The organism is Nannocystis punicea, from assembly GCF_026965555.1.
GTDB lineage: Bacteria > Myxococcota_A > Polyangia > Nannocystales > Nannocystaceae > Nannocystis > Nannocystis punicea.
This window is the reverse complement of record NZ_CP114040.1, coordinates 13,121,800-13,137,186: the sequence shown is the minus strand read 5'-3', so window position 1 is coordinate 13,137,186 and position 15,387 is coordinate 13,121,800. Positions and strand designations below refer to the sequence as shown.

13 protein-coding genes are annotated in these 15,387 nt (G+C 70.3%); 9 read left to right on the top strand and 4 right to left on the bottom strand.

Features of this window, described 5'->3' with window-relative positions; all coding sequences use genetic code 11:
* Positions 1 to 7: 7 nt before the first annotated feature.
* On the bottom strand, positions 8 to 1,981 hold the full coding sequence (locus tag O0S08_RS50700) for a BamA/OMP85 family outer membrane protein (protein ID WP_269036789.1): 1,974 nt from the start codon (positions 1,979 to 1,981) through the stop codon (positions 8 to 10).
* A gap of 247 nt (positions 1,982 to 2,228) precedes the next feature.
* Between O0S08_RS50700 and O0S08_RS50695 the strand changes: the two genes are divergently transcribed.
* The 5 genes from O0S08_RS50695 (at position 2,229) to O0S08_RS50675 (ending at position 5,825) form a co-directional block, all read left to right on the top strand.
* Positions 2,229 to 3,128 (top strand): YihY/virulence factor BrkB family protein, encoded by a 900-nt coding sequence (locus tag O0S08_RS50695; protein WP_269036788.1) that lies wholly within the window; start codon positions 2,229 to 2,231, stop codon positions 3,126 to 3,128.
* 48 nt (positions 3,129 to 3,176) lie between these two features.
* A complete protein-coding gene (locus O0S08_RS50690; protein WP_269036787.1) occupies positions 3,177 to 4,202 on the top strand; it encodes a histone deacetylase family protein in 1,026 nt (341 codons plus the stop codon).
* 81 nt (positions 4,203 to 4,283) lie between these two features.
* Positions 4,284 to 4,649: a 6-carboxytetrahydropterin synthase QueD gene (gene queD / locus O0S08_RS50685; RefSeq protein WP_269036786.1), complete on the top strand. Its 366-nt coding sequence runs from the start codon at positions 4,284 to 4,286 to the stop codon at positions 4,647 to 4,649.
* Between the two features lie 334 nt (positions 4,650 to 4,983).
* Positions 4,984 to 5,328: an ArsR/SmtB family transcription factor gene (locus O0S08_RS50680; RefSeq protein ID WP_269036785.1), complete on the top strand. Its 345-nt coding sequence runs from the start codon at positions 4,984 to 4,986 to the stop codon at positions 5,326 to 5,328.
* Entirely contained in the window at positions 5,325 to 5,825 is a 501-nt protein-coding gene (locus tag O0S08_RS50675) for an SRPBCC family protein (protein WP_269036784.1), read from the top strand. The genes O0S08_RS50680 and O0S08_RS50675 overlap by 4 nt, the downstream gene beginning before the upstream one ends.
* Positions 5,826 to 5,836: 11 nt before the next feature.
* Here O0S08_RS50675 and O0S08_RS50670 read toward each other — a convergent pair whose 3' ends face one another.
* Positions 5,837 to 6,586 carry a hypothetical protein gene (locus tag O0S08_RS50670; protein WP_269036783.1) on the bottom strand — a complete coding sequence of 250 codons (750 nt, stop codon included), beginning with the start codon at positions 6,584 to 6,586 and terminating at the stop codon, positions 5,837 to 5,839.
* A gap of 609 nt (positions 6,587 to 7,195) precedes the next feature.
* Positions 7,196 to 8,416 (bottom strand): metallophosphoesterase, encoded by a 1,221-nt coding sequence (locus tag O0S08_RS50665; RefSeq protein WP_269036782.1) that lies wholly within the window; start codon positions 8,414 to 8,416, stop codon positions 7,196 to 7,198.
* Positions 8,417 to 9,320: 904 nt separating this feature from the next.
* On the opposite strand from O0S08_RS50665, the gene O0S08_RS50660 reads away from it, so the two are divergent.
* The 3 genes from O0S08_RS50660 (at position 9,321) to O0S08_RS50650 (ending at position 11,815) form a co-directional block, all read left to right on the top strand.
* Positions 9,321 to 10,076 carry an EI24 domain-containing protein gene (locus O0S08_RS50660; protein WP_269036781.1) on the top strand — a complete coding sequence of 252 codons (756 nt, stop codon included), beginning with the start codon at positions 9,321 to 9,323 and terminating at the stop codon, positions 10,074 to 10,076.
* A 327-nt stretch (positions 10,077 to 10,403) separates the two neighbouring features.
* A complete protein-coding gene (locus O0S08_RS50655) occupies positions 10,404 to 10,583 on the top strand; it encodes a hypothetical protein (RefSeq protein ID WP_269036780.1) in 180 nt (59 codons plus the stop codon).
* A 206-nt stretch (positions 10,584 to 10,789) separates the two neighbouring features.
* Complete coding sequence (locus O0S08_RS50650; RefSeq protein WP_269036779.1) at positions 10,790 to 11,815, top strand: aldo/keto reductase; 1,026 nt, start codon at positions 10,790 to 10,792, stop codon at positions 11,813 to 11,815.
* 100 nt (positions 11,816 to 11,915) lie between these two features.
* Here the strand turns inward: O0S08_RS50650 and O0S08_RS50645 are convergent, their stop codons facing one another.
* The gene (locus O0S08_RS50645; protein ID WP_269036778.1) at positions 11,916 to 12,347 is read right to left on the bottom strand and encodes a host attachment protein; all 432 of its coding nucleotides are present in this window, start codon (positions 12,345 to 12,347) and stop codon (positions 11,916 to 11,918) included.
* 383 nt (positions 12,348 to 12,730) lie between these two features.
* Between O0S08_RS50645 and gyrA the strand changes: the two genes are divergently transcribed.
* Positions 12,731 to 15,355 carry a DNA gyrase subunit A gene (gene gyrA / locus O0S08_RS50640; protein ID WP_269036777.1) on the top strand — a complete coding sequence of 875 codons (2,625 nt, stop codon included), beginning with the start codon at positions 12,731 to 12,733 and terminating at the stop codon, positions 15,353 to 15,355.
* The last annotated feature ends 32 nt before the right edge of the window (positions 15,356 to 15,387 follow it).

The window sequence follows — 15,387 nt, the reverse complement described above, 5'->3', positions numbered from 1 at the left end:
CTCGAAGTTAAAATGCTTCACCGAGGCCGAAGTGCACGGCCCAGATCTTCTGGCCCAGGGCGTACACGGTCTCGTTGAGGCGGAAGCCGACGTCCAGGCGGAACATGCCGATCGGCGTGTCGAGGCGGACACCGGGCCCAGCCGAGTAGTTGAATTGATTCAGCGCGAATTCGTTGACGCCGGCGCGCACGTCGCCGCCGTCGGCGAAGGCGACGAAGCTGAGCATCTTGGTGGCCCGCACCCGCGCCTCGATGTTGGCGAGGATCATGGTGTTGCCGCCGACGGGGATCCCGCGACAATCGGCGTCGCCCGGGATGCAGCCGTCGGGGAACACCTGCGGCGACAGCCGTCGCAGGCCCCAACCGCGCACGGTGTCGGCGCCGCCGAGGTAGAAGCGCATGTCGATCGGCGCGCCGCCCTTGGCGCCGTACGGCACGATCCACCCCATCTCGAAGCGACCGGCGAAGGTGATCCGCCAGTGCGGGGTCCAGTACAGGCGGACGCTCGGGCGCACGCGGTGAGCGCTGAAGTCGCCGCCCAGGCCCATGATGTCGTAGACGACCCCGAGGATCGCGCCGTTCTTCGGCCGCAGCACCGAGTCGGTGAGGTAGATGCGCAGCGACGGCTCGAGGTAGCTGAGGGTGTACGGGTCGCGGAAGTCGAGGCCGAGGATCGAGTCCTGGCCCTCGAGGGTCGGCGACACGTTGAAGAAGTCGACGAAGCGGAAGTTGTAGGCGAGCTCGGCCTCGACGAAGCGGCTGAAGAAGCGCGACAGACCGGCCCGCATCGTCGGGCTGTAGAACTGGTAGCCCTCCCAGATCCCCAGCTCGAACGCCGGCGACAGCGACGCCACGGTGCGCTTCTCGATCAGGCCCTTCTGCCGCAGCGTCGGCTCGAGCTTGACCACCGGCCCGTGCTCCTGCGGGTTGAACATGCTCGGCAGCTCGGCGTAGCCGGCGCGCGCGCGCAGGTCGAAGCGGGTCAGGTTCTTGAACAGGTTCTTGTGGGTGTAAAGGAGGGTGCCGCGCTGCTCCCAGCGCACCGGGTCGAGGCCGAAGCCGACGCCGAGCTTGATCGACTGCGGCTTGGCCGGCCGCGCCTTGACCACCAGGTCGATCGTCCCCGGCTTCGACTCCGAGGGCTTCTCTTCGATCGTGACGGTGTCGAACACCTCGAGGCCGTAGGTCGCGGCCTCGACCTTCTTCACCAGCTTGGGCGAGTAGGGCTTGCCGGGCGCGTAGTCGACCTCGTTGGCGGCGAAGCGCTCCGGCACGTCGCCGAGGCCCTCGAAGCGGACCTCGCCGATCTTGTAGTACGGGCCGGGGCGGATCTCGAAGCGCACGCGGGCGCCCACGCCCGGTGACACCTCGGCCGACTCGCGCACGTCCGCCTTGGCGTAGCCGGCGTCGCGCAGCGTCTCCAGCAATTGCTCGACCGAGCGGTTCAGCTTCGGCACTTCGAACGCGCGCCCGGTCTGCAGCGCGATCCTCGTGCGCAGCGCGTCCTCGCTGACCTTCGGGTCAGGTACCTGCCTGCCGGGGCGGCCGTCCGGGAACGCCAGCTGGATGGCCTCGACCAGCGTCGGCTCGCCCTCGCGGACGACCACCTTGATGGTCGCCTTGCCGGGCGCGCGCTCGCCCGGGGTGCGCGTGAACAGGCGCACCCGCCCGGCCTTCACGTGCGGGGTGATCGACACCACCTCGGCGTCGTAGTAGCCGTGGGCCTTGTAGACCTCGACGATGCGCTTGGCGTCGACCGGGATGTTGGCCGGCAGGAACGCGTAGCGGTCCTTCCACGGCAGGACCGACGTCTCCCCCATGTGCAGGTAGGCCAGCAGCTCGGCCTCGGTGAACCGCTCGACCCCGACGAACTGGACGTCCTTGATATAGGCGTCGGACCCACGGACGTCGTCGAGCTTGCTCGAGCAGCCGACGAGGACCGCGAGCACCAGTCCGAAGAGACATGTCCACAATTGGCGCACGACGCGCGAACTATGATCCCGACCGGCCTCAGGGGCCAAGCGCGGCTGCGCAAGATTCCTCGCCCTGGCGGTCTTCCAGCCGTTTCAGCGGCGTCGCGCAGCCGGCCCGCGCAAACTCCGCGAGCGGGCGACCTGCGCGCTGGCCAATCATGACATGACTGTAACGACATGGCCTTTCGGACATTCTCCGATCGCTGGCCGCGCCCGCCGATCCGGATCACAATCGCCGAGCAGGCCCGGAGGCGACATGCGGACGTTGCGCGAGATCTACCAGATGCTGAAGGACGCGGCGCTCGAGTTCTCGCGCGAGGACCCGTTCACGCAGGCCGGCGCGCTGTCCTATTACACGATGTTCTCGCTGGCGCCGTTCCTGCTGCTGCTGGTGGCGATCGTCGGCCTGATCTACGGCGAGGAGGCGGCGCGCGGCGAGGTCGTCGACCGGCTGCAGCACCTCATCGGTGAACAGGCCGCCGGGCTGGCGCAGGACATCCTCGCCCACGCGCACAAGGCCGGCGGCGGGTGGTTGTCGGCGATCGTCAGCGGCGTGGTGATGTTGTTCGGCGCGACCACTGCGTTCGGGCAATTGCAGGCCGCGCTCGATCACATCTGGGGCGCCGCTCCGAGCAAGGCCGGCTGGCGCAACACCGTGCGCGGGCGACTGCTCGGCCTCGTCCTGATCCTCGCCCTCGGCGCCGCAGTCGTCGCCCTCCTGGTGGCCGGCTCGATCGTCTCCGGCCTGTCGGCGCTGTCCGGCGCCGCCGACTTCGGGTGGTTCTGGCGGCTCGTCGACCTCGGCGTCTCGCTGTCGGTGATGACCGGCCTGTTCGCGCTGCTGTTCAAGCTGCTCCCCAACGCCGAGGTCCGCTGGCGCGAGGTCGTCGTCGGCGCCGCCACCACCTCGTTGCTGTTCACCATCGGTCAGTGGGGCATCGGCGTCTACATCGGCCGCGCCGCCGTCGGTTCGGCCTACGGGGCGGCCGGCTCGGTGGTCGTGCTGATGGCGTGGGTCTACTACTCGTCGCTCATCCTCCTGTTCGGCGCCGAGGTCACGCAGACGCACGCGCGGCGCTCCGGTCGCGCGATCGTCTCGTGCGCGCGGCAGGAGGGCGCCGAGGTCCCCGCGGGCGCCGTGACCTCGAGTCGTTAGTCGCGGTAGCGTCGGCGTGCGGCGGCGACTATGCTGCCGAGCCACGCCATGGCGCACGATACGCTCCTCGTCTGCGACGATCGCATGCTCGGCCACGAGCAGAGCCCCCGCCACCCCGAGAGCCCGGCGCGGCTGCGGGCGATCCGCGAGCGCCTGAGCGCCGAGCCGATCGCCGGCACGCGCTGGCTCTCGGCCCCGCCGGCCACGCGCGAGCAGGTCCTCCGCGTGCACCACCCGATCTACGTCGACGCCGTCGACGGCGCCCGCGGCGTCGCCTTCGACCTCGACCCCGACGTCCTGCTCGCGCCCGGCAGCGTCGACGCCGCCTACCTGGCCGCAGGGGCAGGTATCGCCGCCGTCGAGGCGGTGGTCGGCGGCGCCGCCCGCCGCGCCTTCGCCCTCGTGCGCCCGCCGGGGCACCACGCGGAGCACAGCATGGCCATGGGCTTCTGCGTGTTCAGCAACATCGCCGCGGCCGCCGAGCACGCCCGCGTCGCCCTCGGCCTGTCGCGCGTCCTGGTGATCGACTGGGACGTCCATCACGGCAACGGGACCCAGCACCTGTTCGAGGGCCGGCGCGACGTCATGGTGTTCAACACCCATCAATCGCCGCACTACCCGGGCACCGGCGCGGCCGGGGAGGTCGGCACCGGCGACGGTCGCGGCTTCACCGTCAACGTCCCGCTGCCCGGCGGGCTCGGCGACGGCGACTACGCGGCCGTCTACCGCGACCTGCTGACCCCGATCGCCGAGCAGTTCGCCCCCGAGCTGATCCTCGTGTCGGCCGGCTTCGACCCGCACCGCGACGACCCCCTCGGCGACATGCAGGTCACCGCCGACGGCTTCGCCCACCTCTGCGGAGTGGTCTGCGACCTCGCCGACCGCCTCGCCGACGGCCGCGTGGTCCTCCTGCTCGAGGGGGGCTACGACCTCCGCGGCCTCGCCGACAGCGTCCACGCCTGCACCGCCGTGCTCGCGGGCAGCACCCCGCCCGGCGGGGGCCCCGCGAGCGCCGGCGGCGAGGCTGCCGTCCGCCGCACCCGCGCCGCCCAGGCCCCTTACTGGCGCTTCTAGCCGGGTCGCCGGCCGCCCGTGAGCTCGCCCAGCTCGGCGCGCGCGCCGGCTTCCGTTACTCTCCGCCTCCGCCGCCGAGCCATGGACATTTTCAAGCAGTTCCGCTTCGAGGCCGCCCACCGCCTGCCGAACGTCCCCGCGAACCACAAGTGCGCGCGGCTGCACGGCCACTCGTTCATGATCGAGGTCCACGTGCAGGGCCCGGTCGGCGAGACGAGCGGCTGGGTCCTCGACTTCGCCGACATCGCCGCCGCCTGGCAGCCGCTCCACGCCGTCCTCGACCACAACTACCTCAACGAGATCGAGGGCCTGGAGAACCCGACCAGCGAGCTGCTGGCCCGGTGGATCTGGCGCCGCCTGCTGCCCGCCCTGCCGGGCCTGTCGCAGGTCGTGGTCCGCGAGACCTGCACCTCCGGCTGCATCTACCGCGGCGAAGACGAGCGCTGAAAATTTTTCGAATCCAGAAGACATGTCGCTTCGGACATGTCCGTAAGCGCAGGCCCGACGAGCGGTCACTCGTCGGGCTTCAACATGTCCTGAAGGACACGTCACGACCCGCGACGGCGCGGCCTCGGACTCAGCCGCTCGCCCAGACCGCCCGGCGTCGGAGACATGTCCAAAAGGACATGTCTCCACGCTCGATCTCCCCGCCGGCTGGTCTGCGAGCGTCGATCTGACTCCAGGTCATCTCGGCGTGACCCACCCGCGCGCGTCTCCCGCAACGCGCCCATCGGCTGCAGAAGCGCTTGACGCCTCATATGTCAGTTGCTACTTACCGTTCGTGCCGACTTACCAAGCCAATCCCTGGGACGCTCTGGGCGACCCGAGTCGGCGGGTGATCTTCGAGCATCTGGCGGATCGGCCCCACTCGGTGGGCGAGCTGGCCGACAAGCTGCCGATCAGTCGCCCGGCGGTCTCGCAGCACCTGCGCGTCCTCAAGGAGGCCGGGCTCGTGGTGTACCGCGCCGAGGGCACGCGGCGCGTCTACACGATCCACACGGCCGGCATCGCCCGGCTGCGCGCCGACCTCGACCGCTTCTGGACGCTCGCGTTGTCGGCGTTCAAGCGGGCGGCCGAGGCCGACGAGCCCGTCAACGACGACGACGACGACAAGGAAGCGCCATGAACCAGCCGATCTCCGTCCCCCCCACCGAAGGCAAGAGCCTGCTCGTCTCCAGGACCATCCACGTCGCCACCACGCCCGAGCGGGCGTTCCGCGTGTTCACCGAGCAGCTCGGCACCTGGTGGCCGCTCGTCAGCCACCACATCGGCCAGGTCGCGGCCGCCACCGCCGTCGTCGAGCCGTTCGCCGGCGGCCGCTGGTTCGAGCGCGGCGTCGACGGCAGCGAATGTCTCTGGGGACATGTGCTGGTGTGGCAGCCGCCGGGTCGGCTGGTCCTGTCGTGGGAGCTCAACTGCCAGTGGACCTACGACCCGGGCCAGCAGACCGAGGTCGAGGTCCGCTTCACCCGCGAGGGCGACGGCACCCGCGTCGAGCTCGAGCACCGCCTGCTCGAGCGCTACGGCGACAAGGCCGAGCACATGGCCGCCACTCTCGGCGGCGATGGCGGCTGGGGCAGCATCCTCGCGTCGTTCGGCCGCACCGCCGAGGCCGCGGCCTGAGCCGCGCGGGCTCACGGCCGCAGCGTGAACGAGTACCGCAGGTCGCTCGGGCTGTCGACGAGGCAGATCACCGGCTCGTCGCGGCACGCCCCGTCGAGGCACACGGACGAGCCGCACTGCAGATCGTCCTCGCACGCGTCGCCGCCCGGGCGCTGCCGCCGACACACGCCGGCGCCGCAGAACAGATCGACCGAACATTCGGCATGAGCGCCGCACGCCTCGCCCTCGCCGACCAGCGGCACGCACACCAGCGATTCGAAGCTGCACCACAGCTCCTCGGCGCACCAGCCGAGGTCGTTGTACTCCGCGTCCATGCAGGTCTCGCCGAGCTGCATGGTCGGCAAGTCGTACGTCTGGCAGGTGAGGGTCCCTTCGCCCTGACAGTACTCGTCCGCCGCGGCGCACTCGTGGACGTAGGCGGACACGTCGTTCTCCGGGCGCGTGCAGGCGCCGCCGCTCGGGATGTCGCCGCGGAAGACCTTGCAGCGCCCGCCGCACTCGAAGACCGGCCCGTAGTAATCGGACTCGAGGCCGCAGCCGCGATGAAGCACCGAACCGGTGAGGAGCTCCGTCGCGCACGCGGCATCGTATTGCAGCGAGTTGTCGCGCGCGTACTGCAGCACCGCCTCGAACCGGGGCTCGAGCGCGGCGACGCAGTCCGCACCTCCGCCACAACCGCAGGCCGCCTTCTGATCGCAGATCGCCGCGGCGAAGCGCGCGGCGAACTCGTCCTCGGCGATCGTCGCAATCGTCGGGCACATCACCGGCTCACCGGGTCCCCGGGCAGACCTGTGATCGGCCCCCGCGACCGCGTCCGCTCCGCGCTGAGCCGGCGCATCCGCAGACGCAACGCTTGCAATAGCCCACACGCAAAGGAGCGAAACTAACCGCGACATGACGTCCTCCGAATGGACTCACCATGCTTCGCCCCGGCGTCGCAAGCAACGTGCGGGCGTCGCTCCGAAGTCCGCCGCGGGCTTCGCCGACGCCCACGAGCGTCTCTCCGCCGGTCCAGTCGAGGCTGACGCCGGTGAAGGAGTCGTCGACGGGCTCGCACACGCCGCCGGCCGAGCGAGCGACGCGCCTCCGAATCGAGGTCCCTTCACCCACGACAGCGACGGCGCTCGCGCCTGGCTGCAAACACCAGGCTCGAGCGCTCCGACCCGCTGAGGTCCGCTTCACCCGCAAGGACGACGCGTCTTCATCGAACTCGAGCACCGCCGGCGCGAGCGCTCATGGTCGCCAACGCCGCAGCGACGGCAGCCCGCACCCCATCATCCAGCGCCGCCGGCCGCTTCATCCACGAAGCATGCGCCGGCGGCCGCTCGCGAGCAACGCGCCCCTTGCGAGGGCGCGTCGCGGGCACGCGCTCACTTGGTGAACGTGCGCGAGTACAGCTCGTTGCCGTTCTTGTCGTAGATCACGCCGGTGAAGCTGTTGTCGTTGAGCTCGACCCAGGTGAAGCCTTCCATCTCGGCGATCTGGAAGTGGAACGGGTTGTCGCCCTCGATCGTGTTGGCCTTGCTGCCCGCGCCGGCGACGATGAACTCGGTGCCGCAGGCCGCCTGCAGCCACTGCATCGTGTGGTCGTGGCCGCAGATGTAGACGTCGATCTTGCCGCAGACCGACTCCTCCATGAACTCCTTGACGCTCTCGCCGGCGACGAACGGCAGCGGGATGCCCTCGAGGTCCTCGTAGGCGCCGGCGTTGCCGTGGTCGCCGTTCGACAGGTAGGGGTGGTGGCCGAAGGCGATCTTCCACGTCGCGGTGCTGGCGGCGACGGTCTGGTCGAGCCAGTTCTGCTGCGGTTCAAGGCTGCCGTTGATCGGGTCGGTCATCACCTGGTTGGTGTCGAGGCCCCAGAACTCCGCGTGGGCCTGCTTCCACGAGTAGTACTTGTCCGGCATGCGCCACAGCTCGCTGTGCTGGGTGTACTCGACCTGGTAGTCGGACTTGTTGGTGTCGAAGTCGACGCCGATGCCGTTGCCGCCGTAGTCGTGGTTGCCGAGCACCGCGTAGATCGGGAACGTGATGCCCATGTACGGCAGCTCGAACTTCTCCTGCCACTGCGGGTCGTCGACGCCGTCGACGCCGCTGTCGTAGAAGTTGTCGCCGGTGAGCATCGCCCAGTCGCAGCCGCGCTGCTCGCACACGGCGATGATCGCGTCGGCGACCTGATACTGGTCCTCGTTGCCCTCGCCGACGTCGCCGAGCACCACGAAGCGGACCAGCCCGGCCGCGCCGCCGGTCGTCTCGTCGTCCGTGGTCGAGGACGCGTTGGTGGTGGTCGTCGTGTCGGGGGTGGTCGTCGCAGTCGCGGTCGTCGTCGTCGTCGACGGCGGGTTGGTCGTCGGCCCTTCGGTCGGATCGGGCTCGCTGGTCGTATTGGTCTGGCCACCCGACTGGGTGCCGCCGGTCGAGCCGGTCACGCTCGGCTCCGTGGTCGGCCCCGGGCTCTGCGTCGCGCCGGGTTCGGTCGTCTGCGCCGTGGTGTCGACGTTCTGGGTGCCCGCGCCCGTACCCCCGTCGTCGCTGCAACCACCGGCGAACATCGCCGCCAGCACCGTCCCATGCGCAATTCGGCTGACCATCTTCATGTCCATCATCCCCTCAGGCCGCGGCAATATACACGAGCGGCCCATCGCCGCGCGCCCGGAAGGACACGCGCGGGTGAACCCTTCCCGATCGTCGACGCACGTGCGCAAGCTCGCGGGTCTTCTGCCATCGTCACTGCTGGGGCCTCGACGCGACGCCGGTCGTCCGTCCGCACGCGCCGTCGAAGTCCGGTGATTCCGCGCCGATTACGACCGCGACACGCTCTCGCGCGAGCGGGCTCGCGACCACCCGCGCCGCGCGAGGAAAACATCGACCGCACCTGCACGCGCTCGCGACCTGCACGCTCGCGCCGCTGCTCTGGCGCGTCCACTCGCTCCGCCCCCGCGCGAGCCGAGGCCGCAGGCAAAGTGAGCCCCGCGCACGAGCCGAAGCACCGCGAACTCGAGTGCCTGCTCGCCCGCGCCCCACACCACTGGCGCCTGCTCGCTCCGCCCCACTCGCGCCGCGACGTGAGAGCCGAGCCGCCGCTGACTGCGTGACGGGTCTGCCCATGCGAGCGAAGCCGCAGCCCACGCGACGCGAGCGCCGTGCGAGCCGAGCCGTCGCGTGATGCCTCCGTGCTGCGCCCCATTCACTCCGTCCCCCGAGAGCCGCAGCGCACGCGACGTGAACCCCCACGCGTGCGCCGAGCCGCCGCGAACCAGCGATACCAGGCAGCACCGGCGCCGGCGTCGAACCTGCCCGCTCTCGGGCGCGCGAACCGATCCACGCCGGCGATCGCCTGCGCCTGCTGCTCCGAGGCCGCCGGCCCGAACCACGCACGCGTCTGCGTCGTGGCGCGGGCTCCGGCGCGATCGACCTGCCCCGGTTTGCCGGTCCTCCTCGCGCTGCTGCGCCCGAGGCGCGGCCGCGAACGGAGATTCGTGCTACTCGCAGGTCATGTCGTCCGCTGCCGTCTCCTCGAGCCTCCCGCGCGGCCTCCAGCTGGCCGGTCGCGGCCTTCAGCTCGCCCTCGCCAGCGCCGAGGTCCGCCGCGCCTACGCTCGCCTGGCCGTGGTCCTGGTCGTCCTCGCCGTCGCGCTGACGGTCGCGCTCGGCGGTCTCTTGTGGTGGATGGTACCTGTCGATGGGGACATGTCCTGGACGACATGGCTCGGGAGATGGGCCTTGCGCGTCGGCGGCGGCCTGCTGGCGCTGGTGGCCGCGCCGATGCTGGCCTACTTCGTCGTCAGCATCGGCTTCCCGTTCCTGGCCGACGGCGTGTTCATGGCCGGCGTGCGGGCGGTCGACCCGGCGCTGGCGACCCGGCTCGAGCGGTCGTCCGAGCTCGGGTTCGTCGCCGCGACCATCGGCAGCATTCGCCGCGCCCTCTACTTCCTCGGCGTCACCGTGGTCCTGTTCGGCCTCACCCTCGTGCCGTTCGTCGGCCCGCTGCTCGGGCCCCCGCTGCAGCTGTGGTACGCCGCCCGGACTTTCTCCTGGGAGTTGCTGGATCCGTACTTCGAGCGGATCGGCAGCGACTACACGCATCAGCAGACCGTCGTGCGGGCGCATCGCGCGACCCTCGCCGGCTTTGGTCTCCCGTGGGTCGCCGTCATGGCGCTCCCGTTCGTGGGCCCTCTGCTCTTTGGTCTCGCGCAGGCGGCGGTGGCGGCGGTCGTCGCCGACGAGCTCGAGGCGGACGCGGCGCACTGATCCTGTCCGCGGGGACAATCGGACGGCCGTCCGGGCGATCGTCCGTGAGCTGTCTGAAGGGTCAGGTCGCGCTCGGCGCCCGCCGGAGGCCCGGGGTCCGCGATCGGGACGGCGCTCGAACCGCGTTCGTCAGGCCCCTGAGGTGCGTGGACGCGCCCCCCCAAGCTGACCGCTGTCCCGGGGCCATCCAGCCCTGTGCACACGACGTGGGATAAACACCGCTATGTCGGCGCGTAAGGTGGCCTAGCGGCTCGTTCTCGGCAAATTGACGCTGCACGCGCTTGGCAAGCTTCTTGCTGTTGGAGACATGCCCCCCCTGGAGCCGCCATGTCCGCCAAGACCGAAGTTCCCTGGGTTTACCTGTGCCTCAAGGTGCAATACGCCTTTCCGCAGGTCGGTGCCCGCCTGGCTCTGGGGCTAGCCCATACCTGGCCGGCCAACGACAGCGCAGAGGTCCCGACTCCTGCAGCGCCGGGCAAGCTCGGCGCCCGTCGTGACAGCGCCTAGACCGCTGTTCTTGCGGGGGGCCGCGGGCGACTGTCGCCTGTAGACCCCCACAACCCGTCCCGTCCGCGCTTGCGGGCATCGATCCCAGGCAGTCACATCCACAGCAGAGGCTGCTGGCCGTCGCCGGCTCTCGACGAACCGTTCGTCAGACCGGAACCGGCTTTCCGTAGAGTCCTCCCGCCCGCGACCGCGCGGGGGGAGGACCCATGGAGTACCGCAATCTCGGCCGCAGCGGCCTGTCGGTGTCGACGCTGTGCCTCGGCACCATGACGTTCGGCGAGGCCGACGAGAATTCATTCATGCACCAGGTCGGGTGCGACGAGGCGACCTCGTTCCGCATCATGAACCTGGCGCTCGAGGCAGGTGTCAACTTCTGGGACACCGCCGACGTATACGGCCAGGACGGCCTCAGCGAGCGCGTGATCGGCAGGTGGTTCGCCGAGACCAAGCGCCGCGACGAGGTCGTGCTGGCGACCAAGTTCCGCTTCCGCATGAGCAAGGGCGCCAACGGCACCGGCGCCTCGCGGCGGCGGATCGTCCGCTGCGTCGACGACTCGCTGCGCCGGCTGCAGACCGACCGCATCGATCTCTACCAGATCCACATGCAGGACAGCGACACGCCGGAGGAGGAGACCCTGCGCGCGCTGGACGACCTGGTCCGCGCCGGCAAGGTGCTCTACATCGGCTGCAGCAACTACGCCGCGTACCGCCTGGTCGAGAGCATCTACACCAGCGACGCGAAGAACCTCGAGCGGTTCGTCGGCTTGCAGGCGCAGTACAGCCTGATCGTCCGCGACCTCGAGCTCGAGCTGGTGCCGGCGTGCCTGCGCCACGGCCTCGGCATCTTGCCGTGGTCGCCGCTCGGGGGCGGCTTCCTGTCCGGCAAGTTCGAGCGCGGCGCGCCGCCGCCGGCCGGCACTCGTCTCGACAAGTGGAAGGAGCGGTTCGCCTCCTTCGACACCGACCGCAACTGGCGGACCATCGCCGCCGTGCGGGCGGTCGCCGCCGAGCTCGGCGCCACGCCGTCGCAGGTCGCGCTCGCGTGGCTGCTGCACAAGCCGGGCGTCACCTCGTGCATCTTCGGCGCGCGCTCGGAGGACCAGCTGCGCGACAACCTCAAGGCCGCCGAGCTCAAGCTGTCGAGCGAGCAGCTGCGCGCCCTCGACGAGGCCTCGGCCAGCCCGCTGCCTTACCCCTACGCGATGATCCGCAACATCCAGGGCCGCTGGTAGCGGGCGCTCGCGACGGCCGCATCGCCGGCTCGCGACGCGCTCGCGAAAAGGGACAGGTCCCAGAGGACCTGTCCCTTTCAACATGTCCGAGAGGATCGACTCAGTGCAGCCACTCGTGGCGGCGGGCCCGCTCTTGCAGCGCCTGGACCGAGTCGTTGGTGTAGTCGCCGATGATCTCGCGGATCACAGACTTCTGCAGGACGCCCCTGGCGACCTCGCGCAGGCGGCCGACGAAGTCGGCGGGGGCGGCGATGACCAGGCGGCCGAACTGGCGCTGGTGCTGGGCCTGCGTCAGCCGCTCGACGATCTGGCGCACGAACTTCGAGTCTTGCTCCTCGGCCGCGCCGCGGGTCTCGCTGACCAGGTCGCGCCGGCCCGAGGCGCTGCTCTGGCCGCCGCGTCGCTCGTAGCGGGGGCGTTCGGGGCTCTCGAGCGTTTCGATCGGGGTCAGCGTGGGCTTCATGCGCGAGCCGTTGACCTCGAAGAGCAGGGCCTGACTGCGATCCGCGACGACGAACCAGGTCGATTCCATTCCGGTACCTCCTCATTTTCGATGCTGGGGCAGGCCGGGGGGCCGTACAAGCCGGAACGGGCCGCCCGGCCGCGTGAACAACCTCGGGGCCACGGCCGCCCATTCCCGCCCGGCGATCCCCCAGCGCGGCGCCCCGGACTTCGCGCCCGCGCGGCAAAAGTCCGTGACTACGCGTGAATTTCCCGCCCGCAGGCGCTGGCGCGCTTCGTGAGGCGGCGCATCTGCGACGGCGCTTTCACGGACCGCCGCTGCGGGCCCCTGCGAAGGCGCTGGAGGGCCGGGCATTGGCGGGGCGCGGGGGGCGCCGCCGGGGCCTGCGGCGGCCGGCAAAAGCGCGTAGCCGCGTCGGACCGCCCGCGCTATCCTCCCGCCCCTCACGGCGTATGGCGAGCGAGCAGAAGACGGGGATCAACATCGAAGACGAGATGCGTAGCTCCTTCTTGGACTACGCGATGAGCGTCATCATCTCGCGTGCGCTGCCGGACGTGCGCGACGGCCTCAAGCCGGTTCACCGCCGGGTGCTGTACGCGATGGACCAGCTGCGCAACACCCACGCGCAGCCTTACAAGAAGTCGGCGCGCGTCGTCGGCGACGTCATCGGCAAGTACCACCCGCACGGCGACGCCTCGGTGTACGACGCGCTGGTCCGCCTGGCCCAGGACTTCGCCATGCGGTACCCGCTGGTCGACGGCCAGGGCAACTTCGGCTCGATCGACGGCGACGCCCCGGCGGCCATGCGTTACACCGAGGTCCGCATGAAGCGGCTCACCTCGGAGCTGCTGGCCGACCTCGACAAGGAGACCGTCAGCTGGGCGCCGAACTACGACGACAAGGAGCTCGAGCCGACGGTCCTGCCGACGAAGATCCCGAACCTCCTCCTCAACGGAGCGGTCGGCATCGCCGTCGGCATGGCGACCAACATCCCGCCGCACAACTTGCGGGAGATCGTGGACGCCTGCATCGCCCTGGTCGACGACCCCAAGCTGCCCCCGCGTGAGCTGCTGCAGATCGTCACCGGCCCGGACTTCCCGACCGGCGGTCAGATCATCGGCCGCGCGGGCATCCGCCAGGCCTACGCGACCGGCCGCGGCAGCCTCACTTTGCGGGCCAAGTGCACGATCGAGGAGGACGAGAAGGGCCGCGAGGCGATCATCGTCCACGAGATCCCCTACCAGGTCAACAAGGTCCGGCTCATCAGCCACATCGCCGAGCTGGTGCGCGAGAAGAAGCTCGAGGGCATCAGCGACCTGCAGGACTACTCCGACCGCACGGGCATGCGGATCTGGATTCAGGTCAAGCGCGACGCCTCGGCCCAGGTCGTCCTCAACTCGCTCTACAAGAGCAGCGACCTGCAGGTCAGCTTCGGCGTCAACATGATCGCCATCGCCGGCGGTCGGCCGCAGGTGCTGAGCCTGCACGAGTGCCTGACGCACTTCCTCGACCACCGGCGCGAGGTGGTGACCCGCCGCTCGCGCTACGAGCTGCGCAAGGCGGCCGAGCGGCGCGAGATCGTCGAGGGCATCGGCGTCGCCATCGACGCGATCGACCGCATCATCGCCATCATCCGCGCCGCGCCCGACCCGGACGCCGCGCGCGAGGCCCTGTGCGCCGAGCCGCTGCACGGCTTCTCCGGCTTCCTGGCCCGCTGCGGCCGGCCCGAGGCCGAGGTCGAGGCCGCCAGGGGCAAGCCGTACCACCTCAAGCCCAACCAGGCCAAGGCGATCCTCGACATGCGCCTGCAGCGGCTCACCGGCCTCGAGCGCGAGAAGGTCGAGGGCGAGTACAAGGAGCTGTCCGCCACGATCGCCTACCTGCAGAGCATCCTCGCCTCCGACGCGATGCTGATGCAGGTGATCCGCGGCGAGTTGGTCGGCATCCGCGATGAGTACGGCGACGACCGCCGCACGGAGATCGTCGACGACGAGTCGGAGATCGAGCCGATCGACCTGGTCGCCGACGAGCCGATGATCGTCATGCTGACGAACAACGGCTACATCAAGCGCCTGCCCGTGGGCGAGTACCGGGTGCAGGGCCGCGGAGGCACCGGCGTCAAGGGCGGCGTCGGCCGCGACGCCGCCGACTTCGTGGTCGAGCTGTTCGAGGCCAGCACCCACGCCCACGTGTTGATGTTCACCAACACCGGCCGGGTGTTCCGCACCCGCGTGTTCGAGCTGCCGGCCGGCCGCCGCGACCACGCCGGCAAGGCGCTGGTCAACTTCCTCGACCTGCGCGACGGCGAGCGCGTGCTCGGCATGGTGCCGTACCGCGACGAGGACCTCGAGGGCGGCCACTTCTACGTGGTGATGTGCTCGCAGCAGGGCTACATCAAGCGCACCGCGCTCGACGAGTTCGCCAACATCCGCTCGACCGGCATCATCGCCGTCACCATCGAGGACGGCGACCAGCTGATCGACGCCCGCCTGACCAACGGCAAGCAGCAGATCATGCTGACCTCGGCCCAGGGCATGGCGATCCGCTTCACCGAGGACGACGTGCGCCCGATGGGCCGCACCGCCCGCGGCGTGCGCGGCCAGGACCTGCGCGAGGGCGACGCGGTCGTCAGCATGACCGTGCTCGAACCCGAGAGCGAGGGCTCGATCCTCACCATGTGCGCCAAGGGCTACGGCAAGCGCACCGCCGCCTCCGACTACAAGGTCCAGAACCGCGCCGGCCTCGGCATCATCACGATCAAGGTCACCGAGCGCAACGGCCCGGTGGTCGGCACCCTCCGCGTCGAGGCCGACGACCACGTCATGGTCGTCACCAGCCGCGGCAAGGTCATCCGCACCACCGCCGCCTCGATCAGCGAGATCGGCCGCAACACCCAGGGCGTCCGCATCATCCGCACCGGCGAGGACGAGCGCGTGGTCGCCATCGAGCGCATCCTCGACCGCGAGGAGGAGGCCGGCGAGGCCGGCGAGGCCGTCGAGCCGGTCGCCGGCGACGAGCCCGCCGGCGACGAGCCCGCCGGCGACGAGCCCACCGGCGACGAGGGCGGCGAAGAGTAATCTGCCCCTGCAGACATGTTCTCTAGCACCTG

Coding starts and splice junctions, on each gene's coding strand:
- O0S08_RS50695 (WP_269036788.1), top strand. CDS start 2,229: ATGCGGACGTTGCGCGAGATCTACCAGATGCTGAAGGACGCGGCGCTC.
- O0S08_RS50690 (WP_269036787.1), top strand. CDS start 3,177: ATGGCGCACGATACGCTCCTCGTCTGCGACGATCGCATGCTCGGCCAC.
- queD (WP_269036786.1), top strand. CDS start 4,284: ATGGACATTTTCAAGCAGTTCCGCTTCGAGGCCGCCCACCGCCTGCCG.
- O0S08_RS50675 (WP_269036784.1), top strand. CDS start 5,325: ATGAACCAGCCGATCTCCGTCCCCCCCACCGAAGGCAAGAGCCTGCTC.
- O0S08_RS50670 (WP_269036783.1), bottom strand. CDS start 6,586: ATGTGCCCGACGATTGCGACGATCGCCGAGGACGAGTTCGCCGCGCGC.
- O0S08_RS50665 (WP_269036782.1), bottom strand. CDS start 8,416: ATGGTCAGCCGAATTGCGCATGGGACGGTGCTGGCGGCGATGTTCGCC.
- O0S08_RS50660 (WP_269036781.1), top strand. CDS start 9,321: ATGTCGTCCGCTGCCGTCTCCTCGAGCCTCCCGCGCGGCCTCCAGCTG.
- O0S08_RS50655 (WP_269036780.1), top strand. CDS start 10,404: ATGTCCGCCAAGACCGAAGTTCCCTGGGTTTACCTGTGCCTCAAGGTG.
- O0S08_RS50650 (WP_269036779.1), top strand. CDS start 10,790: ATGGAGTACCGCAATCTCGGCCGCAGCGGCCTGTCGGTGTCGACGCTG.
- O0S08_RS50645 (WP_269036778.1), bottom strand. CDS start 12,347: ATGGAATCGACCTGGTTCGTCGTCGCGGATCGCAGTCAGGCCCTGCTC.
- gyrA (WP_269036777.1), top strand. CDS start 12,731: ATGGCGAGCGAGCAGAAGACGGGGATCAACATCGAAGACGAGATGCGT.